General features: G+C 53.8%; 19 protein-coding genes, 2 riboswitches and 1 other annotated feature. Of the genes, 10 read left to right on the forward strand and 9 right to left on the reverse strand.

All coding sequences use genetic code 11. The annotated features are described in order from the left end of the window. Positions 1–38: 38 nt before the first annotated feature. From DVH26_RS35255 to DVH26_RS35280, 6 genes are all read left to right on the forward strand, one after another. On the forward strand, positions 39–884 hold the full coding sequence (locus DVH26_RS35255) for a YitT family protein (protein ID WP_239630251.1): 846 nt from the start codon (positions 39–41) through the stop codon (positions 882–884). 97 nt (positions 885–981) lie between these two features. Continuing rightward, positions 982–1,065, forward strand: a riboswitch (cyclic di-GMP riboswitch). 42 nt (positions 1,066–1,107) lie between these two features. Then, entirely contained in the window at positions 1,108–1,374 is a 267-nt protein-coding gene (locus DVH26_RS35260) for a hypothetical protein (protein ID WP_239630252.1), read from the forward strand. A 127-nt stretch (positions 1,375–1,501) separates the two neighbouring features. Then, positions 1,502–5,467 carry a collagen binding domain-containing protein gene (locus DVH26_RS35265; RefSeq protein ID WP_239630253.1) on the forward strand — a complete coding sequence of 1,322 codons (3,966 nt, stop codon included), beginning with the start codon at positions 1,502–1,504 and terminating at the stop codon, positions 5,465–5,467. 14 nt (positions 5,468–5,481) lie between these two features. After that, positions 5,482–6,174: a class D sortase gene (locus DVH26_RS35270; protein WP_239630254.1), complete on the forward strand. Its 693-nt coding sequence runs from the start codon at positions 5,482–5,484 to the stop codon at positions 6,172–6,174. A 74-nt stretch (positions 6,175–6,248) separates the two neighbouring features. Beyond that, positions 6,249–6,341, forward strand: a riboswitch (cyclic di-GMP riboswitch). A gap of 16 nt (positions 6,342–6,357) precedes the next feature. Next, on the forward strand, positions 6,358–7,158 hold the full coding sequence (locus DVH26_RS35275) for a transglutaminase-like domain-containing protein (RefSeq protein WP_239630255.1): 801 nt from the start codon (positions 6,358–6,360) through the stop codon (positions 7,156–7,158). 261 nt (positions 7,159–7,419) lie between these two features. Further along, a complete protein-coding gene (locus tag DVH26_RS35280; RefSeq protein ID WP_239630256.1) occupies positions 7,420–7,821 on the forward strand; it encodes a hypothetical protein in 402 nt (133 codons plus the stop codon). Positions 7,822–7,899: 78 nt separating this feature from the next. On the opposite strand, the gene trpS is transcribed toward DVH26_RS35280, so the two are convergent. Then, positions 7,900–8,913, reverse strand: coding sequence for a tryptophan--tRNA ligase (gene trpS, locus DVH26_RS35285; RefSeq protein ID WP_345774027.1), 1,014 nt, complete (start codon positions 8,911–8,913; stop codon positions 7,900–7,902). A 188-nt stretch (positions 8,914–9,101) separates the two neighbouring features. Further along, positions 9,102–9,377: a binding site (T-box leader), on the reverse strand. Between the two features lie 89 nt (positions 9,378–9,466). Beyond that, on the reverse strand, positions 9,467–10,459 hold the full coding sequence (gene mgrA / locus DVH26_RS35290; RefSeq protein WP_239630257.1) for an L-glyceraldehyde 3-phosphate reductase: 993 nt from the start codon (positions 10,457–10,459) through the stop codon (positions 9,467–9,469). 199 nt (positions 10,460–10,658) lie between these two features. Here mgrA and DVH26_RS35295 point away from each other — a divergent pair, with 199 nt between their 5' ends. From DVH26_RS35295 to DVH26_RS35305, 3 genes are all read left to right on the forward strand, one after another. Further along, the gene (locus tag DVH26_RS35295) at positions 10,659–11,492 is read left to right on the forward strand and encodes an AraC family transcriptional regulator (protein WP_239630258.1); all 834 of its coding nucleotides are present in this window, start codon (positions 10,659–10,661) and stop codon (positions 11,490–11,492) included. Positions 11,493–11,499: 7 nt separating this feature from the next. Continuing rightward, positions 11,500–11,751, forward strand: coding sequence for a hypothetical protein (locus DVH26_RS35300; protein ID WP_239630259.1), 252 nt, complete (start codon positions 11,500–11,502; stop codon positions 11,749–11,751). Between the two features lie 124 nt (positions 11,752–11,875). Further along, the gene (locus DVH26_RS35305) at positions 11,876–12,376 is read left to right on the forward strand and encodes an NUDIX domain-containing protein (protein ID WP_239630260.1); all 501 of its coding nucleotides are present in this window, start codon (positions 11,876–11,878) and stop codon (positions 12,374–12,376) included. A gap of 206 nt (positions 12,377–12,582) precedes the next feature. Here the strand turns inward: DVH26_RS35305 and DVH26_RS35310 are convergent, their stop codons facing one another. After that, positions 12,583–13,617, reverse strand: a complete 1,035-nt coding sequence (locus DVH26_RS35310; protein ID WP_239630261.1) for a FecCD family ABC transporter permease — start codon at positions 13,615–13,617, stop codon at positions 12,583–12,585. Then, a complete protein-coding gene (locus DVH26_RS35315; RefSeq protein WP_239630262.1) occupies positions 13,617–14,669 on the reverse strand; it encodes a FecCD family ABC transporter permease in 1,053 nt (350 codons plus the stop codon). The genes DVH26_RS35310 and DVH26_RS35315 overlap by 1 nt, the downstream gene beginning before the upstream one ends. A gap of 239 nt (positions 14,670–14,908) precedes the next feature. Between DVH26_RS35315 and DVH26_RS35320 the strand changes: the two genes are divergently transcribed. Next, positions 14,909–15,082 (forward strand): hypothetical protein, encoded by a 174-nt coding sequence (locus DVH26_RS35320; RefSeq protein ID WP_239630263.1) that lies wholly within the window; start codon positions 14,909–14,911, stop codon positions 15,080–15,082. A gap of 187 nt (positions 15,083–15,269) precedes the next feature. On the opposite strand, the gene DVH26_RS35325 is transcribed toward DVH26_RS35320, so the two are convergent. The 5 genes from DVH26_RS35325 to DVH26_RS35345 form a co-directional block, all read right to left on the reverse strand. After that, the gene (locus DVH26_RS35325) at positions 15,270–15,689 is read right to left on the reverse strand and encodes an HIT family protein (RefSeq protein WP_239630264.1); all 420 of its coding nucleotides are present in this window, start codon (positions 15,687–15,689) and stop codon (positions 15,270–15,272) included. Positions 15,690–15,787: 98 nt separating this feature from the next. Next, positions 15,788–16,666, reverse strand: coding sequence for an RNA polymerase sigma-70 factor (locus DVH26_RS35330; protein ID WP_239630265.1), 879 nt, complete (start codon positions 16,664–16,666; stop codon positions 15,788–15,790). A 26-nt stretch (positions 16,667–16,692) separates the two neighbouring features. After that, positions 16,693–18,030, reverse strand: a complete 1,338-nt coding sequence (locus tag DVH26_RS35335) for a phytoene desaturase family protein (RefSeq protein WP_239630266.1) — start codon at positions 18,028–18,030, stop codon at positions 16,693–16,695. A 282-nt stretch (positions 18,031–18,312) separates the two neighbouring features. Further along, positions 18,313–19,674 carry an allantoinase gene (locus DVH26_RS35340; RefSeq protein WP_239630267.1) on the reverse strand — a complete coding sequence of 454 codons (1,362 nt, stop codon included), beginning with the start codon at positions 19,672–19,674 and terminating at the stop codon, positions 18,313–18,315. Positions 19,675–19,773: 99 nt separating this feature from the next. Beyond that, positions 19,774–20,877 carry an ABC transporter substrate-binding protein gene (locus DVH26_RS35345; RefSeq protein ID WP_239630268.1) on the reverse strand — a complete coding sequence of 368 codons (1,104 nt, stop codon included), beginning with the start codon at positions 20,875–20,877 and terminating at the stop codon, positions 19,774–19,776. Between the last annotated feature and the right edge of the window lie 37 nt (positions 20,878–20,914).

The following is a 20,914-nucleotide window of genomic DNA, read 5'->3' on the forward strand; positions in this document are numbered from 1 at the left end:
ATAATCTCTTCAAACAAAAAGAGAAGAGGCATCGGATCATGCAGCAGCTCAAACGGTACGCCACCATAGCCGCCGGCACATTTGCCGTCGCTCTCAGCTTCAACTGGTTTCTCAGCCCGAATCAAATCGCCTCCGGCGGCTTGTCGGGAGCGTCTATTTTGCTTGGAAGCTTGTTCCGGGTCGACCCTTCCGTCATGCTATGGATCGGCAGTTTGCTAGTCCTGCTCTTAAGCGTCTATCCTCTCGGCATCCGCTCGCTAGCGGCTTCCGCTGCGGGCTCTCTGCTGCTTCCTTTTTTCGTCTACATTACAAAGTACTGGGAGCCGCTCACCGGCAATCCTCTCCTCGCTTCGATTTACGGGGGCATTATGACCGGAATCGGTCTCGGACTCGTCATCCGTGCTCAAGGTAACACAGGCGGCTTCACGCTGATCGCCCAGATCATCTACCGGTGGAGGGGCGTCAAGCATAGCAAATCGCTGATGGTGATGGATTCGATCGTCGTGATTGCGGCGGGCATCATGTATGCCCCGGAAAAAGCGCTGTACGCCCTTATTTGCGTATTCCTCACCCGCAAAACCATCGATGTGACGCTCAAGCTGCATCGCGAATCCAAGGTCGCTTACATTATTTCCTCCGCTATGTACGAGCAATCGATCGCGAGAACCGTGCTCCATGATCTGGACCGCGGATTGACCAAGCTGTCGGGAACCGGCGGCTATACGGACGATAAACGCGTTATTATGATGACCGTGCTTGGTGCCGGAGACGTCCACAAGCTCAAGCTGCTCGTTCAGTCGATCGATCCGCAGGCGTTTCTCATTTTTTGCAATGCGGAGGACGTGGTTGGCGTAGGGTTTACAGATCGCCAGATGGCACTTTAACGGACATTTTTAATTGGCAAATATTTTATTTTGTGGCATATTACACATATAGGCAGTGGATTATCACACAGAAATGCGCGCAGCCCTATGCTAATATATTTATTGGGTAAGCGACGAGATCGAATCTGTATCTGGGCACTTGGATTCGATGGAGCTAGTAGTGCAACCGGACCACCTTTCTTCGATGAAGGGTGGTTTTTATTTTTCCAGAGGAGGCTTTACTATGAGACAAGCTTTGGATTGCGAACGCATCATTCATGCTTTGGGCATCTCTCCTGAACGGTTCAAGGAGGTAATGGCAGCATCGTTTGCAGCCGGGAATCCGCCCCATGAATTTTCAGTCAGCGAGTATGCTGCATCCGCGCACTGCGACCTATTGCCGCCAAGCGGAAAGCGCCATCATATTGTTCCGGCACAGCTGCTTGCCGTGCCGAACCTTGCACAAGACACTTCACACTCTTTACATATAAATCAACTCTGCATTAGATGAAGTGCGATTACAGGGAAAGGAGGTATCGATGAATCTGCGTGCATCCGAGGCTGCAAGCCTGGGCAAGGCCAGGCAATAGGGTTTTGGGAATAACGACAGGACAAAAAACGGAGGTGCCATAGAAGTCATGGTAAAGAAGATAAGTACACTGCTCGCTTCTCTTATGCTCATGGTACAGGTGATGTATGCAGTCGGCCTTTCGCCACAGGCAAACGCCGCTGCGATACCCGGCAGCATTATTAACAGCGTAACGATGACGGTGTACGACAAATCCGGTCAAGTGGTAACGGAGACGGTATACGAGCAAGGCGCTAAAGTCCAGCTGGACTATACCTGGTCTCTGCCCAACGGCCACCCTTACAAGAACGGGGACACGTTCACGTTCAAGGTGCCGGAGCAATTCAAATTTTACAATGATATTCCCGAGCAGCCGCTTCTGTCCGGCAGCGGTGAAGCCATAGGGAAATTCAAGCTGAATAAAGACCGCCACGAGGTAGTCATGACCTTGCAAACGATCGAGCATTTGGTCGATGTGCAAGGAACCTTAACGTTCCTGACCGAGTTCGATACCCAGGTCATCCATGGTAGCACGACGCAGATTATTAAAATTCCCGTTTCAAGCGGGGAGCAGGTGTTTACGCTCCATTTTAGGCCGAATGTGACTTCCGCCATTGCGAAAAGCGGTGTGCCGAAAGGCTATAACGCAAAAAGCATCGATTGGGAAGTCGACGTGAACAAGGACCTGTCCGTCATCCAAAATGCGGTCGTCACCGACCCGATTCCAGCGGGGCTCGGATCACCTGTTACCGTGGCTGTATACGAGCTCAATATGAATCTGGATGGAATTGCAGCTCCAGGCGCCCCGCTTGCTGCCGGCAAATACAGTGTCAGTACGGCCGGCAATCTGCTTACCGTCAGCTTTACCGACAGCCCTATCCGCTCGGCGTACCGCATCCAGTACGAAACGCCGATTGCAGATGAGGACAAGCCGATCTTTGAGAACACGGCAACGCTTCAAGGAAGCGACAGGCAGCCGGTCAGCGCAACAGCCTCCGTTAAGGTGCAGCGAGGCGCCGCATTGGACAAGTCGTCAACGAAATACGATAGCTTCACTCAAACGATTGACTGGGAAATCAAATACAATTACAACGAAAAAACGATTGTTCAAGCTAACGCTTATGTAACGGACTTATTCAACGATACTCAAAAATTGGTCGATCATTCCATCCATGTGTATCCGGTGACGATCGGCTCGAACGGATCCCAAACCGTCGGCGCCGAGCTGGCTGCATCCCAGTATACGGTAAGTCCGGCGACAGGCACGGGAACCGCCGGATTTAAGCTGCAATTCCACAGCAGCATCTCGTCCGCTTACCTGATCAAGTATCAGACTAAGGCCATCGACCGCGTGCTTGACAACTCTGTGGTGACGAACAAGGTTACTTCCGGCAGCGGGGACAACAAAACGGCAACGCGCCCCATGATTCAAGTCGTTATCGGTAAAAGTGCTGGAGCGGTAAACTATGCCGCCAAGACGGTAGACTGGACCATCGCCATTAACCGCGACAACCAGCCGATGAGTGACGTGGTCGTTACCGATACGTTCCCTAACAAAGGGCTTCGTCTTGTACCGGGGTCATTGGTTGTGAAGGAAGGCAGCAACCCAATGCCGGCATCCGATTACACGGTGGATCCTGCCATACCGGCCGATCAAGGCTTCAAGGTGAGCTTCAACAAGGCGCTGAACAGCTCGGTAACCATCACCTTCCAAACGGAATTCCATTTGGATTGGCTCGTTGGAAGCGGGACGAATTTCCCTAACCATGCCTCCGTCGCTTGGACGGACAGTGCATCCAAGCCGCAGGCGAAGACGGTTTCCGCAGCGTTCGATCCAAGAGTCGAGGTGAAGAACAATGGCTTCAAGAACGGCGTCTATAACGCCTCCTCCAAGCAGATTACATGGACGATCGGCGTGAATTATAACGGCAAACCGCTTGCCGAAGCGATCGTTGACGATACGCTGGAGTCGGGTCAGAAGCTCGTCGACAACTCGCTTGCCGTGTACAACATGACCATCCCTGCCAACGGCAGCCCGTCACTAGGGTCTGTAGTCGACAGCACCTATTACAGCTACGCCGTCAACGAGAACAATAAGCTGGTTGTAACTTTTTTGAAGCCTATATCCGCTCCTTATACCGTTGTTTTCACAACAAGTCTTGATGGGAAGCTTATCGGCAATAAGGTTAACAACACCGCTGCTGTCTTCGATGGAGCGACGGCGGTTTCGAAGCCGCTGACGGCTTCCGTCCCTATTCCCAACGGCGGCGAATACGTGAACAAGAGCGGCCAGCAAACCGGCAATAAAATCGCCTGGACCGTCGCTATCAACCGAGGACAATCCACGGTAGCCGATGCCAAGCTGATCGACACACCATCCGATAACCAGCTGCTGCTGCCCGATACGTTCAAGCTCTACACGACCGTAGTTAATGCAGGAGGAACGGTGACCAAGGGTGCGGAGCTGATCAAGGGAACGGATTACTCCCTGGATTTTCGGACGGATAGCGACGGCAAGCAATCGTTCGAGCTAAGCTTTCTGAAGGTTCTTTCCACATCGGCCATTTTGGAATATCAGTCTCTCATTGTCGCCAACGACAAAGATGCCGTATCCAACCAAATTGCATTCTCGGGCAATAATGAAATTACGGTAACCAAAGATACAACCAACACGATCATAGTAGGAGTCAGCAGCGGCTCCGGTACGATCAGCGGGATCCGAGGCTCGCTCACGGTCACCAAAGTGGACGGGTCTGACCATACGGTTCGGCTTGGCGGCGCAACCTTCGAGCTTTACCGGAAATCCGGCTCGGAGAAGCTGCTTATCAGCACTTTGACAACCGATGCAAGCGGTACAGCCGAATTCAAGAAATTGCTTGCAGGAGATTACGTCGTGAAAGAAGTCGCCGCTCCTGAAGGCTATATTCTCGATTCCAAAGAATACTCCGTGCCGATTCAAACCGCGAGCGGATTCCAGATAACGGTGTCCAACACGAAGTCTTCCAACCCTAAGCCGCCGGTCAATGAAAGCTCTCTGACCATCCGCAAAATCGATTCGGCCCAAAGCGAGCTGCTGCTCAGCGGAGCTGTCTTCGAGCTGTTCCGGAAGCAGGATTCCGGATTGACTCGGATCGGTACGGCAACGACGGACGCCGGCGGAACCGCCACCTTCAGCAAGTTGGCGGTTGGCGATTACGTTGTGAAGGAAACGGCGGCTCCGGCCGGCTACGTGCTCGATTCCAAAGAGTATCCGGTCACTATTCAGAGCACGGGCAACATTCAGCTAACCGTTGCCAATACGAAAACCGACACACCTAAGCCGCCGGTCACGGAAGGCTCCCTGACGATCCGCAAAGTCGATTCGGCCCAAAGCGAGCTGGTACTTAGCGGAGCTGTCTTCGAGCTGTTCCGGAAGCAGGATTCCGAGCTGAATCGAATCGGCGCGGCAACGACGGACGCCACCGGAACCGCTGTCTTCGACAAGCTGCCGGCAGGCGACTACGTTGTGAAGGAAACGATGGCTCCAACTGGCTACGTACTCGATTCCAAAGAATATCCGGTCATCATTCAGACAGCGAACGGCAGCAAGTTGACCGTAACCAACTTGAAGCTCCCGGACACTTCCAACCCGGGTTCAACCGATTCATCGGGATCATCCGATTCACCGGATTCACCGTCAACGCCGGTACCGGTGCCAACGCCTGGAGCCGTTCCGCCAACCGATCCGAAGCAGCAGGAGAAAGAAACCATAATTGACGGCGACATCAAGGTCCCGCTAGGTCCTCCGCCTGTCGTGAAGCCGGAGAACGGACAAGACACGGCCCAGCCGGGTCAGCCCGAGACCAATCATCCGGAGATCATCGTGGATGTTGAGCCTCAGGAAGTGCCGCTTGGCAGTCCGCAGCCGGACACTGGAGCACCTGCAGCGACGCTTCCCAAAACGGGACAGTCCAGCCCTGTTTATGTACAAGCTGCCGGTATCGCCTTGATCCTTCTGGGCTTCATGCTGCGCCGCAAATGGCTGAAAAACTCGTAGGTTAGGTCATTCTGATGATCAAAAGAATGTTACCGTCGCTTTGTATTTTGCTGGGGATGCTTATTTTTCTCTATCCAACGCTCAATGACCGCTATGAAAGCTACCGGCAGGAACAGCTTATGAGGCAATGGACGGAAACCATGAAGCGTATCGATCAAGGGCCTGGGTCGCCGGATACCCGGCAAACCGTTACCCCTGTCCCGATATCGGCTATTACTGCGCCTCCCTCAGCGGAAGTTCCGCCGGAAGAACAACAACAGCAGCCATTGACGCCCGAGCCGACGTCGGCGCCTGACCCTCTTCGCAATAAAAAGCTCGAGGGAGTGCTGAGCATCGATAAGATTAAGCTGAAGCTGCCGATCATCACCGATGCAACCACAGCCAATCTTAAGCTTTCCGTTGCGAGCATTGCGGGTACAGGCCAACCGGGCGCTGTAGGAAACTACGCCATTGCGGGTCATAGAAGCTTGACCTACGGGAAGAACTTCAACAGGCTGGATGAAGTAGAGCAAGGTGACGTCATCGAAGTAGACACGGGACAACAGCAGTACCGTTATGAAGTATACGAGAAGCTGTATGTGCTTCCGGAGGATGTCTGGGTATTGAAGGGCAACGGCAAGGATCGGGACATTACATTGATTACGTGCCATCCTATCGATACTGGGACCCATCGTATCATCGTTAAGGGGAGATTGGTAGAAAAGTAATAATTGGAAAGAAACTGTACAAAGTTCGACAGTCATATGGTATGATAGAACTATAAATAATTTTCGGCGCTTTCAACCGATAAAGGCAAACCCTGCGAAAGCCGGGGACGCAAAGCTACAGGGCCTTCCTTAGTCCGAACGGACTAAAATGGCAGCCAGTTACCGAAAGGAGAGCTTTTTTTTATGTTCAAAAAACTCTTTACGATGACTTTGCTAGCCGCTCTTCTGATAGGATCGCCAAAAGGTATAGAGGCGGCTGCACCCTACATCATAGACCGCAGCGCTTTGGATAAAGGCATCATCACGGTTGCCGGTTCCGACCTCAACGATACGAAAGCGATCGTGCGCATATCGAAGGACAATAACAAATACGATTATTATCTGACGAACGGGGCCCAATATCCATTGCAGCAAGGCAATGGAACGTACAGCATCACCATCGCCCAATTCCTAAGTGAAAATAAATATAAAGTCGTCTCGCAAGAAAGCATCGAGCTGAAGATGGACGACGAGAACGCCGTATTCTTACAGTCGATCCCGATGATCGATTGGAATAACAATACGAAAGCCGTCGCAGAGGCCAAGCGGCTGACGAGTGACGCGATGTCGGATAGAGAAAAAACAGCCGCCATTTACTCCTACATCGTTCGCAGCATTCAATATGACTACGCTAAGGCACAATCGCTCGATTCCGGCTACACCCCTGATCTGGATGCCGTTTACGATACTTCCAAAGGGATTTGCTATGATTACGCTGCGCTATTTGCCGCAATGGCCCGCAGTCTAAACATTCCGACCCGGCTCGCAATGGGTTACGAAGCTTCGGCCCCGGCTACGTTTCATGCGTGGAACCAAGTGTATTTGAAAGACATTGATCAATGGGTCACCATCGACACAACGTATGACGCTGCGCGCGTTCAAAATGGACAAGATACTCCGATGATCAAGCAAGCCGCCGATTATACTATTACGCAAATCTATTAGTCTAGTTAAACGCCCTTGCCGGGCGCACATTATGGACAGCCTGCATCCCATGCAGGTTGTTTTTTTATGCCTTTGTTCCTCTTGCAGACACTCTCTATGCCTCATAGAACCCCGCTTCGCACTGGTAACCGTAAGTTGCCGCGGTACTGTGCTTCCCTATCCCGTCCCATCGTTTTTCCACATTTGGTCCAAAGTTTTGCCGGAGATGACCTGTACAATAAATCTTGTAAGACACAACAACCTAAAAGGAGATGGAGAAACATGAATATTATCGCAGCAACCGTATTGGCAGGAAGTCTTTTGACAGGAATCGGATCGGCAGGAGCAGGAGCGGATCAAGCTCATCCAGTGGAATTGAAAACATTGACACCCTCCGCACAAGCCATTCAAGTGGATGCATCGCAAACAGCACCGGTGCAGCTTATTCCATTGACTGAAGCGGGTGGGGATTCTGTTTCTACACAAGCGGTCAAAATGTGGATCAAAGCGTTGCCGGCAACATCGACTGCGGCTGCGCAATTGGAACAAGCGGACGGCGAGGTCATCTTGGTGAAGCCAATGGAAATAAAAGAAGGCAAATTGGATGATGCTGCAGCGGTACCGGTACAACTGCACAATCTACAAACCGTGGAAGCGGCAAAACTCGTGCCTGCACAAAAATAAAATCATACACGTTTCCTAATGAAATGCGCCGGAACGGAGGTACTTATCGTACCCGCCGTCCGGCGCTCTTTTTTATACTTAACCCCGTCTGCCGCTTTTACCGAAATAATCAATACTCATAGCTTCCCGCACTTCCAGCATCGTCTCTTGGGCTATGGAGCGTGCCGCATCCGTACCGGACATGAGCAGCTCGTCGATAAATGCCGGCTTCTGCTCATACTGCCGTCTGCGCTCCCGAATCGGCTCGAGCACCGTATTCATCGCATCCGTTACCCGCTTCTTGCAGTCAGAGCATCCAATGGCACCGCTGCGGCAGCTCTGCTCGATCTCCTGCCTTCCCTCCGGAAGAAAAGCGGCATGATAACCGTATATTGGGCAAATTTCCGGATGCCCCGGGTCGTGCTTATGAATACGGCTCGGGTCCGTTTTCGCTTTTTTGATCTGGTTCGCCACTTCTTCCTTGGACGAATCGAGATAAATGGCGTTGCCCATGCTCTTGCTCATCTTGCTGTTGCCGTCGAGTCCCTCCAGACGCTCTCCGACGAGAGCCTGCGGCTCCGGAAACACAGGGGCATACAAATCATTGAACCGGCGCACGATTTTTCTCGTCTGCTCGATATGGGGAACTTGATCCTCCCCGACTGGAATGAGCGTCGCTTTGCAAAAGGCGATATCCGCCGATTGGCTTACAGGATAACCGAGAAAACCGTAATACATATCGGTATATCCCCGATCCTTGGCCTCCGTCTTGATGGTCGGGTTGTGCCGCAAAGCATTCACGGTAACGAACATCGAAAAATACACCGTCAGCTCGGCAATTTCGGGTATCATCGATTGCACGAACAGGGTCGATTTCGCCGGGTCGATGCCGACGGACAAATAATCGAGCGCGACTTTGCGCAAGTTATTCCGGATCAGCTGGGGATTGTCAAAATGCGTTGTCAGCGCCTGCACATCCGCAAGCATTATAAAGGTCTCATACTGCTGCTGCAGCTCCACCCGATTTTTCAAGCTCCCGACGTAATGGCCAAGGTGAAGCTTGCCGGTAATGCGGTCTCCAGTCAGTACACGTTCTTTCATCGTCATAGTCATCGTAATTCCTCCTGATATGGATTATGAAATTGCAGATCGTTCGCCACCACCAACCATCATCCATGGCCATCACCTCCTTTCAATGAGCTCTTGATCGGGCTTTGTGCTGTGCCGGCAGCACTTGTCACTACCTGAAGAAGAGCCTTACTGCCCCTGAGCTTCGGGAAAAATAAAAAAACTCCGTCCTGTATAAGGACGAAGTTGAATTCGCGGTACCACCTTGATTAGCCCGCCGCTGCCGGCAGACTCGCTTTACGGGTACGGAGAGATACAGCTGCCGAAGACGGCGCTCTTGCTCGATACCCTGTCTTTTGTAACGGTAAGACATCCGCTTCACCTACCGGCCGTAGCCTTCAGATCGGAGCTCCGAAGCCCATTCAACGCTGCGCCGACACGGATTCGCACCAACCATCCGCTCTCTGCCGTCATTAGCAGCGCCTACTCTTCTTCATCATCGCGCACTATTCATTTGCGCTATTATATCACAGACGCCAGTGCGTTTCACTCCTAAATTTAACCTGTGCAAACCCAGTCGTTCGTCGGCAAATTGGACTTAGCCTCTGAGAATGTTCTCGATTGCCGTCAGCTCTTCTTCGCTGAACTCCAGGTTGCTCAGTCCCGCTACCGCATCCTCGATTTGGCTCACTTTGCTTGCACCGATCAGAGCCGTCGTTACGCGGCCGCCGCGAAGCACCCACGCAACAGCCATTTGGGACAGCTTTTGTCCGCGCTGCTGAGCAATTTCATTGAGCTTGCGCACTTTGCCGAGCACTTCTTCCGTCAGCTCTTCCGGCTTCAGGAACACGCTCTTGCCGGCTGCGCGGGAATCTTCCGGAATGCCGTTCAAGTAACGGTCGGTCAAAATCCCTTTGTACAGCGGAGAATACGCAATACTGCCCACTCCCGCCTCGTCCAGCACATCAAGCAAGCCATCCTCTACCCAACGGTCGAGCATCGAGTACCTTGGCTGATGGATAACGACCGGCGTACCCATGCTTTTCAAAATCGCCAGCGCTTCCTTGGCGCGGTCCGCTCTGTAGTTGGAAATACCGACGTAGAGCGCCTTGCCTTGACGCACGATTTGATCAAGAGCAGCCATTGTTTCTTCCAGCGGCGTATCGTTGTCCGGACGGTGGTGGTAAAAAATATCCACATAGTCCAGGTTCATCCGCTTCAAGCTTTGATCCAGACTGGAGATCAAATATTTACGCGAGCCGCGGTCGCCGTAAGGGCCAGGCCACATGTAGAAGCCGGCTTTTGTCGCAATGATCATTTCATCGCGGTAGCCTGCGAAATCCGCTTTCAAAATTTTGCCGAAGTTTTCCTCCGCGCTGCCTGGAGGCGGCCCGTAGTTGTTCGCCAAGTCAAAATGCGTAATCCCCAGATCAAACGCGCGTCGCACCATCGCCCGGCCGTTCTCGTATACGTCCTCGCCGCCGAAATTGTGCCAAAGCCCCAGCGATACCGCCGGAAGCTTTAATCCGCTTTTACCGCAACGGTTGTACACCATGGAAGCGTAACGTTCACTGCTTGGAATGTAACTCATTCATATCCTCCTCAAATGGTCCCATAGGAACTCCCGTGACAGGCCGAGCTCCTTTCGGGCATCTCTTTTTGTTGTTCTTACATACAAGCGATGGTTTCATTCTAGCGTTTTCCTTGTCCAAACCATATGTCAGCATGTATGATATATATGTCATGATGTCTCTCGTTTATAAACCAGCTATGACCTATGGAGGTTGGCCATGTCTCAATTCGACTACCGTTTCACATCGGATCCTGCCACACCCTGTATAGAATTAAAGCTTTTTTACTGCGGCTCGGAGCAATGCGCTCCGGGACATTCCTGGGGTCCTGCATTGAAGGACCACTATAAATTTCTGTACATCCACAGCGGCAAAGGCATTTACCGCGTCGGCGAGCAGACGTACCGTCTCGGCCCGGGTGACGGCTTCCTGCTAAGCCCGGATGTTGTCTCTTATTACCGCGCGGACGACGAAGATCCGTGGGTTTACTCCTGGGTCGCGTTTGACGGACTGAATGCGGAGCTGTATTTGACCCGTGCCCGCCTGTCGGCGTACCGGCCGATTTTTCGCCCCCGCGATCCGGAGGAGCTCGAACAGTGCTTCCATCAAATTTACGAAGCCTGCCAAAGAAGCGGAAGCAGCGACACCCGGCTGCTCAGCCATTTGTACGGGCTTCTGTCCGTCCTCATCGAGGAGGCTCACACCGATATTCGTGCGCCCAAAGCCGAGAACGCCCAGGACCTGTATATCAAAAAAGCGATCGAGTTCGTGCATATCAACTACTCGCAGACGGTAACCATCGCTGAAATGGCCGACTGGATCGGCTTGGAGCGCAAGTATTTGTCCAAGCTGTTCAAAGCCGCTACGGGGCTGTCTCCGCAGGATTATTTAATTCAGTTTCGCTTGAACAAAGCGTGCGAGCTGATGAACAACCCGTCGCTGTCGATCGGCGAAATCGCCTACTCCGTCGGGTACAAGGACCAGCTTCTGTTCTCCAAAATGTTCAAGAAGCTCAAAGGCGTTTCCCCCTCGGAATACCGGAAGTCCTCGTGACCGGAACGTGGCGCGCGGGGCGCACTCGGTCGATGGCGGTTCAGGCTACTGGAACACGGAAAATCCGCGTTACAGCTCAGCAGCGGCGCGTTCCGTTCGCCGTAAGCCGCTTTTTCCGCGCTACAGCGGGGAATCGGCTCGGACGGAGGCGCAACAGGCTGCTGTAGCGCGGATAATCCGCGTTACAGCTCAGCAGCGGCGCGTTCCGTTCGCCGTAAGCCGCTTTTTCCGCGCTACAGCGGGGAATCGGCTCGACTGAAGGCGCTACTCTATTCCCATCTCAAGCTGAGAACGATTTCATCACAAATCGATGATGGTATTCCTGCTGCTCATCCCATACAATTGACCCATATTTATCCATAAAAATAGAAGAGGTGTGGGATATGAGCCACAGCTGGCACGATTCCTACTTGGGACAGCTTCGTCAAGTCGTAGGCACCAGGAAGCTCATTGTTCATTCCGTCCGGGCTATCCTGCTCGATGCGCAAGGCCGCGCGTTGTTCATCCGCCGCAGAGGCGACGGCAATTGGGGGATGCCGGCCGGCGCAATGGAGCTGAACGAATCCGTATACGACTGCATGGTGCGGGAAGTCAAGGAAGAAACCGGTCTGGATGTATTGCGGGCAACGCTGATCGCCATTTACTCTTCACCGGTCAAGCAGTCTTACACCGACAGGTTCGGCAATGAGCATCAGGTAGTGGAGTATCTGTTCCGGGTCGACGAGTGGACAGGAAGGCTAGAGACCGAAACCGATGAGAGCACGGATGCGCGCTTTTTTACGATCGATGCCCTGCCGCAAGCATCCAGCGAGCGGTTTGCCCAGCACCATGAAGAAGTGTTCCAAGACTATTTGAGATTCGATGGTACATTGATTTTGAAATAACCTGAATGCTGCAGGTACTAAGCCCTCGGTATCCGTGTACATGCAAAAGACGCTTCCAGCCAGCCCTACTTTTACGCGGCTTTGGAAACGTCTTTGCTTATTGGATCGACTCTCTCCCTAATTCAACTTTCGAGACAGACAGCCTCTGCATGACGCTGAGGCTGAGGCTGTGCAGCAAGCCTCGCTTGCTTTGCAGCTGAGGAGCTTTACGCTTTTGCCCGCGCCAGCAAATACAGGAAGTACGGCGCGCCGATGACGGCGACAACGATGCCGGCCGGAATTTCGCTCGGCTGAATCAAGACACGCCCGATCGTGTCCGCCACGATCAGCAGAAGACCGCCCGCCAAAGCGGATGCCGGGACCAAGTACTGATGCTTCGGTCCCACCAGCCCCCGAGCAAGATGCGGGCCGATCAAGCCGACGAAGCCGATTCCGCCGCCGACGGCAACACACGACCCGGCCAAAGCGACAGCTGCCGCTATGAGTCCGAGGCGTTCTTTTTCAAGCGGCGTCCCCAGTCCCGTGGCGGTCTGATCCCCCAAAGTGAGCACATTCAGCACCCGTGCCTTATACATCACATAAGGGATCAGAATGATAATCCATGGCAGCAGGGCGAGTACGAACTTCCAGTTCGAGCCCCAGATGCTGCCCGCAAGCCATACTTGCACGAATTGATAGCTTTGCGGATCGAGACGGAGCGTCAACACAATCATAGCCGCGCTTATGCCTGCCGCTACGGCAATGCCTGTAAGCACCATCCGTGTCGGCGACAGTCCTTCATTTCTGCGGTAGGCCAAGCTGTATATAAGCACGGCGGTCAAGCCCGCTCCGGCCAAAGCGAGAAATGGCAGCAAAAATACCGGAGCCGCCGCCTTGGTCGGATAAAACGAAATGAACAGCACCACCATGAGCCCCGCCCCGGCGTTGATCCCCAAAATGCCCGGATCGGCCAGCGGATTACGTGAAATGCCCTGCAATATGCAACCGGATACGGCTAGACCGGCTCCAACCAGCACCGATATGACGATTCGCGGAAGCCGAAACTCGAACAAAATCAACTCCTGCTTCGCTGTACCCGATCCGACTAAAGTCTTGATCACATCAATCGGAGCAAGCCTGGTAAAGCCCGTATTCATGCTGATAAGCAGCATGAGAAACAACAAAATGCCAAAGATCGATAACACCGTGACCGCGCGCACGCTTCGCCTGCGTTCCCCGACAGAAGACCGTAATGCTTGCATTACAGCTCCCTCCTTTCCTTGCGCACCAAATACAGGAAGAAGGGCACGCCTATTAACGCGATCAGCGCACCGACCGGCGTTTCATAAGGAGGATGTATCATCCTTGCGGCGATATCGGCAAATACCATAAGCAGGCTCCCCAATACGGCGGAGCACGGAATGATCCAGCGGTAATCGACCCCGACCAGCGCCCGGACGACGTGCGGAATGACCAGGCCGATAAACCCGATGGCGCCTACGGCGGACACCGCCGCTCCAGCCAGCACAAGCACAATGATCAAAGCCATCACCTTCACGAGCCCCGTCCGCTGTCCGAGACCTACGGCCAGCTCCTCTCCGAGGCTCAGCACCGTAATCGAACGAGACAGCAGGATCGCACCGATCATAGCTGCCGCCACCCATGGAAACATGATTTTAAGCTGCAGCCATTTGGTTCCAGCTACCCCTCCGGCATACCAGAAAGCCATATCCTGCCCGATACGGAAGTAGAGCTGGAGTCCTTCGCTCAGGGCAACCAGCAGCGCTCCGACCGCCGCGCCTGACATCGCGAGCCGGAACGGAGTGAGTCCGTTTTTGGCTATCGAGCCTATACCGTATACCATTCCGGCTCCCAACGCAGCTCCAACGAACGAGTACATAATGAGGTACATGAAAGGCATTCCTGGAAAGAACGCAAAGCAGAGCGCCAGCGCAAAACCGGCTCCGGCATTGACGCCGAGCAGCCCCGAATCCGCCAGCGGGTTGCGGGTGATCCCCTGCATGATGGCTCCCGCTACGGCAAAACAGGCCCCGACCATAGCCCCGGCGATCGCTCTCGGCAGCCGAAGCTCTTGTATGATTTGATGCTGCGTTACATCCGGCTGAAAGCTGAAAATCGCCTGCCAGACTGTAATCAAGCGAATATCCGCGGCACCCAGCGATATGGATAGGCCGAGCCCTGCCAGCAAAGCGATTAGCCCGCCGATCAAAACAAGTGACGCGGCAAAAGGCCGGGTACGAAAAGGAACAGCCGCTTTTTCTTCAGTAGGATTGACCGATTCTGAAAGTATCATCTAATCCAAACCATCCTTTATGTAGCAATTTCCTTAGCTTTCGATAATGAGAATCAATTTCATTAAGATAATAGCATATGTTGCTGCGAATGGGTAGCCAAAAATGCTCATAGAGGTGCAATCTACGCAAATGTAACTTGGGAGTGACAGATGATGTCATTCTTTTTTCGTCTCTCATTGGTATATATCGTAAATAGTAGGGCAGAATTGAGAGCAACTTGATTGAAGGGGTGCATGTCATGGAAGCCAATATGAGTGTAGTTGACGTCGTGTCGCAAATCCAACAGCTTAAACAAAGCGGAGAAACGATGAGCAAGAAAAAAATCAAGCATTCGCATCCGGATCTGCTGCAAAATGCGCTTTACTACTTCCCGAGCTGGGAGCATGCCATTCAAAACTCAGAATCCGTCTGATCGAACCGAGTGACAGCAGGCCGTGTCAGTTTCTTATGCCGATGTACATGACTTTCTTTCAACACATGCAAAAGGGCTCCCGAATGGGCGCCCTTTTGTTCTTTTATACATAGCAAATGAGAATCCGAATCTACCTTACTTGGCGTTCACGCAAAAAGACACCTGCGACAGGTGCCTTTTCTACTTCTTATAAGTTTTGCTTGATAAGTCCGATAATCTCTTCATATTCCGAAGCGGACAGCTGCTTGTTAGGCGCAGGGTTCATTTCAAACATTTTGCCCCAGGTGTACTCGTTCTCGTATTTCGGCACGATGTGAAAATGAACGTGCGGCATCGTATCCCCGAAGGCGCCGTAGTTGATTTTATTCGGTGAAAAAGCTTGCTCGATCGCACGCGCCACTTGAGCGACATCGCGCATATAGGCATCCTGCTTCTCTTGGGATAAATGGAAAAACTCCGTCTCATGCTCGTTCAAAGCTACGATGCAGCGACCGCGGTACGTCTGCTCCTTGAACAGGTATAGCGTCGACACGCGAAGCTTGCCGATTTCGATCATAATATTATCCAGTCTTTCGTCTTGAGCACAATAAATACAGCTTTGCGTCATGGCTCTTCCCCTGCCTTTTGGATGAATTATACAAGCCCGAGTTTAATACTAAACTTCGAGCTTCTATTTGTCCATGCACATTTTGGGCTTGGCAGCGGCTATTGGAGCCCTTGAGCCACATGCTTGAGCTTGTCGGGGTTCGACACCACAAAGATGCGCTTGAGCTTCCGGCTCTCATCCAGCTCGTAGCTCAATACCGTATTCTGATAATCTCCGCCGCTCAGCACGATTCCTGCTTGCCCGTTGATCACAGCCGTATGAATGACGGATTCCGGCAACAGCTTGGAGACAACGCCCTTGAGGAAAGCGATGACATGAGCTCTGCTCACGATCGGACGAACGGCGGCGTGCACTTTACCTCCTCCGTCGGATACGAGGATGATGTCCTCCGTCATCATGGCGATCAGCTCCTCCATATTTCCCGTTGACGCAGCGTGGATGAACCGTTTGACGATATGCTCCGTCTCTTCCAGACTCGGCAGCGAGGAAGGAGGCTCTGCCTGCTGCACCTTTCGCTTCACGCGGCTGAATATTTTGCGGCAGGCGACTTCCGTTCGGCCCACCATCCCGGCAATTTCCTCATATTCGTAGCCGAACGACTCCCGCAAAACAAAGACCGCCCGCTCCAGCGGGGTCAGCGTCTCCAGCATGATGAGAAAAGCGTAGGTGATCGTATCCTCGAGGATCAAATGCTCCTGAGGGTCCTCGGATGCATCCTGAACCAGCGGCTCCGGAAGCCACGGCCCAATATAGAGCTCACGCTTCTTTCGCGCCGATTTGAGGTGGTCGAGACAGCGGTTCGTCACCGTTTTGCACAGGTACGATTTCTCATTGCCGACATGATCCCATTGCACTTGTCGTGCTGTGACAAAGCAATCCTGCACGATATCTTCGGCGTCGGAAACCGAGCCCAGCATTTTATACGCAATGGAAAAAAGCAGCGGCTTGTAATCGCGGTATGCTTGCTCAAGCTCCATAGCTGATCCCTGCCTTTTTAGATAAATTAAAAAATACCGGCCTTAACAAGCTGAAGCTTCTTTCCCATTATACACGCCGCCGCCTGCCTTGCGCTTGCCAGAGACGCATCCAGCAGCATTCCTTCCGCCCCGACCCAATCGCCTGCCACATAGAGGCCCGGCCATGAAGCGACCTCAGGTGCCGGACGTCCTTTTATCCCGCCCATCGAGGCGGTTACAAGCGCGTGGGTCACCGTCAGATGCGGCATGAAGCGGCTGTTGACGACATGCTCGCGCCAGCCCGGCTGTATCATATCCACGAACCTCTCGAGCTCGTGCTTAACCATGGCAGCATCCTGCATTGATTCAGGGGGTAAATATTTCATGACATGTACTACCGAATGCCCGGGATCGTCCGTCAGCGATGCGGCGTACGAATGATTCGAGAAATACCAAGGCTGGTCTACGCCGAGAGAAAATGTCAGCTTCGGATTCGGCATAGCGGACAAGTGCAAGTCGAGACAAGCGGCGTGAACCGGAATCAGATCATCCCATCGGCGGATTTCCTCTGGAAGGACGCCGCCTCCGAGCATCGCCGCGGTTTCTTTAGGACCTGCCGTCGACAGCACCGTCCGCGCGGCAAAGACCGTCCCATCCTTAAGCGTTACCGACATCTCGGGGGAGCGCCCTTCGATTTTGTGTACCGATGCGCCGCAGCTGAAGGAGACGCCGGCCTCCTCCGCTTTTTGCTGCACTTCGTCTACGAGCTTTTGCCAGCCCCCGTGCAAATATAGCACTTGCCCCATCTGCAGCTGCCCGAGCACCGCTCCGGCGCTAACCCGCTCCGGCGCATTGCTATACGAAGAAACCCGCACGAGCGCCCCGATCGCACTCCGAATGACCGGGCTCTTAATATGGCTTTCCAAGTAGCTCTGCAAGCTGGTCCGCTGAAGCGCGTCCTCCTTCGTGTCGATTTTGCGCAATCCCCTGTAAAAGCGCAATAGCTCCATCTTTTCCGGCCAGCTCAACGCGGAGCCAAGAAACAGCTGAAGCATCGGCACCGCCTTCTCGCTCCCCTGCTCCTTACCGAATACTAACGGACCTTGCGCTTTCGGCTTCTCCCCGTGCGGTTGGATGCCGAGCTCATCCCACACTGCCGCGCCTGCGCCGTTTTTGTACAACGCGTGGGGGCCGAGATTGAAGATGCCCCCTTCTTTGCGCGTAGACATGGCCCGCCCTCCGGTTGCCGGTGATTTTTCCAGCACCAGAACTGACTTGCCGCCTCTCGCCAAAAAGACCGAGGCCGTTAAGCCGGCCAAGCCTCCGCCGATAATGACTACGTCCCAGATTGCTCTTTCTCGATTCATTTGCTGTTGACCTGCCATAGATATCCCGCCTTTGCATCGGTTATTGGGTTGCTTACCCCTAAGACGATTAGGTCGAGCGATCTGTGACCTCTTACCGGCAGGCAGATGAGGAAATTTGGTGTGCGCACTTCTATGTAGTCGGTACTCGACGACGATCTGCGGACACTTACAAAAAAAAAGCCGGGCAGGAGAATCCCGCCCAGCCTTCTTATTCACTTACTTGATTAATGGTTAACCACGCAAACCATACCGAATAGGCTGTATCCCCTGTGCGCTCCGCTGCACTCGCCGAAGACCGCCTCATGTCACGCTGCCGCTCAGCCACACGCCCGGCATCGCAGAGCTCAGCCCGCTCGCTTCTTCGTACACCAGATGCCCCCGGCACCATGTAGCCAGCACTTTGCAAGCGAAGGTCCTCCCGACATACGGGCTGTGCTTGTGCCGGTAATGCAACTGGTCCGCCTGCAGCTCATAAGAGCTGCGAAGCCCGACCATGGCGAGATCGGCGTCGGCGCCGATTCGGATCTCGCCTTTGTACGGATGCAGCCCGAACCTTCGGGCCGGCGCGTACGACAGCATGCGGGCAAGGTCCGGCAGCGGAATGCCCCGCTTCAGGTGGCCTTCGCCGATCATAAGCTCCAGCGAGCTTTGAGCGCCGGAGATGCCGCCCCAAGCTTCGAAGAAATTGCCCGACCGCTTCAGCTCCCCGGGGCATGGCGAGTGATCGGACGAAATCATATCGATATGGCCGTCGCGCAGAGCTTGCCATAACCGCTCCTGCTCCTCCCCGCTGCGCAGCGGGGGAGCGCATTTGGCGACAGGGCCGAGCCTCTCGAGATCGTCCTCCGTCAGCGCGACATAATGCGGGCACGTCTCCAGCGTCACATCGACGCCGCGCCGCTTCGCTTGAGCTATCAAGCGGACGGCTTCGGCGCTGCTGATGTGGACAAAATGCAGCGGACACCCCGTCTGCTCCGCATAAAAAAGCGCCCTCGCCACAGCCTCCAGCTCTGCCATTATCGGCCGCGAGGCCGAATAATCCTTCGCCGATACGGCGCCCGCCGCCTGCTTAGCCTGGCTTAGACGGGCTACAAGCGGCTCGCTTTCGGCGTGCAGCGCCAGCACGCGCTTCATGCTTGCGATGCGCTTCATGCCCTCCCACAGCGTCAGGTCGTCCACCTCGCGGAATGCTTCCTCGCCCGGATCCCCCGGAGAGGACATGAACGCCTTGAAGCCAATAACCCCAGCGTCGTTCAGCCGCTCCAAATCGTCCAGATGGCCGGGCACGAGCCCGCCCCACAGCGCATAATCGACATACGACCGGCCCTTGGCCGCCTCCAGCTTCTGCTTCATTGCCGCAACGGTCACGGTTGGGGGGATTCCGTTCAGCGGCATGTCGATATAGGTCGTGCAGCCTCCGGCAGCCAGAGCCGCGGAGCCGGTAGCGAAGCCCTCCCAGTCGCTTAAGCCCGGTTCATTCAGATGCACGTGAACATCGACCATACCGGGCATCACCACGCTGCCGGCCGCATCGATCTCGCTCTCCGCTTCGCAGTTCAGGTTCTCCCCGAGCTGAGCAACCACCCCGCTCTTGATGCCGATATCCATCAAACGAACCTCATCCTGCAGCACTACGGAGCCGCCTCGAATTATCCAATCCATTCTTTCCCTCATTGACGTACCCTCGCTTTCCACCCCGATTGGACAAAAAAACAGAGCCGAAGCCAAAGCTGCATCGGCCCTGCACACGGTTGCCTACCGTTACTTCACATCGACTTTGATCAAGCCTGCGTCCACTGCTTTTAACAAGCTCAAATCATGGTAAGAATCCGCCTTTGGAACCGTCTTGATATTGCCGACGCTCTTCAAATATTCGCCGACGGCCGGACCGTTGCTCCCATTAACATACGTATCGTCCACAACCATGGAATATACATTGCGGTCCATAATTTGCGTCAGCTCTTCCACACTTAAATGCAGCTCCGGAGCCAAAATTTTGATCGCTTCCGCACGGTTCGAATTAATATAATCGGTCGCTTTTTTCAGTGCAGCGAGAATGGCTTTGATCGTGTTCGGATTTTTCTTGATATAGTCGTCGGACACCTGCATCGTCGTATGGACGCTCATCCATTTGACGCTGCCTTTTTTATCCGGAAGCTCACTCTTCGTTCCGCTGAATAGGAACTTGCCGCCGCCTTGAATCGCCTTCGTAATGAACGGCTCCCAGGCCGCCATCGCGTCGATGTCGCCTTTTTGCAGTGCTACTACCGCGTCGCTTGGCGCCAGATTGACGTATTTGATCTTGCTTACATCGACGCCGAGCTCTTTCCCCATGTTATCGATCGCAATCTTCACATCGGCTCCATTCGGAATGCCGATCGTCTTGCCTTCCAGGTCCTTCGCGCTTTTGAGCTCCAGCTTTTTCGAGCCGACGACCGCCTGAGTACCGGCGATTTGCGCCAAAGGAGCGACAATTTTGACGGGAACGTTGGACGATTTCAAAATAATATCCATAAAGTTCGTCTGAATGGATACCGGCGCACTGCCTCCCGCCACCATCGGTCCGATATCCGGACCGCTTTCGATCAGCTGGCTCGTCACGTTCAAGCCGGCTTCCTTGAAGTAGCCCAGCTTATCGGCGATAATTTGCTGGGAAGAAATTTGCGCATCGCGCACCCCGACCAGCGTCACATCCTTCGTCTCCGGTGTAGTCGAGGCCGGAGCCGTCCCGGGAGCCGCTGCTGCCGGCGTTGCGGCCGGGGAATTGGTGCCCGATGCCGTTTCCTTGGAGCCACATGCTGCAAGCATCATGGATACGGTCACGATGAAAGCTAACGTACGAATCATTTTTCCTTTAATAATCATTGGGTTCCCCTCCGCATATGGCTTTTTTCTAGTGCAA

This window comes from Paenibacillus sp. H1-7 (assembly GCF_022354825.1).
In the GTDB taxonomy this organism is placed as follows: domain Bacteria; phylum Bacillota; class Bacilli; order Paenibacillales; family NBRC-103111; genus Paenibacillus_S.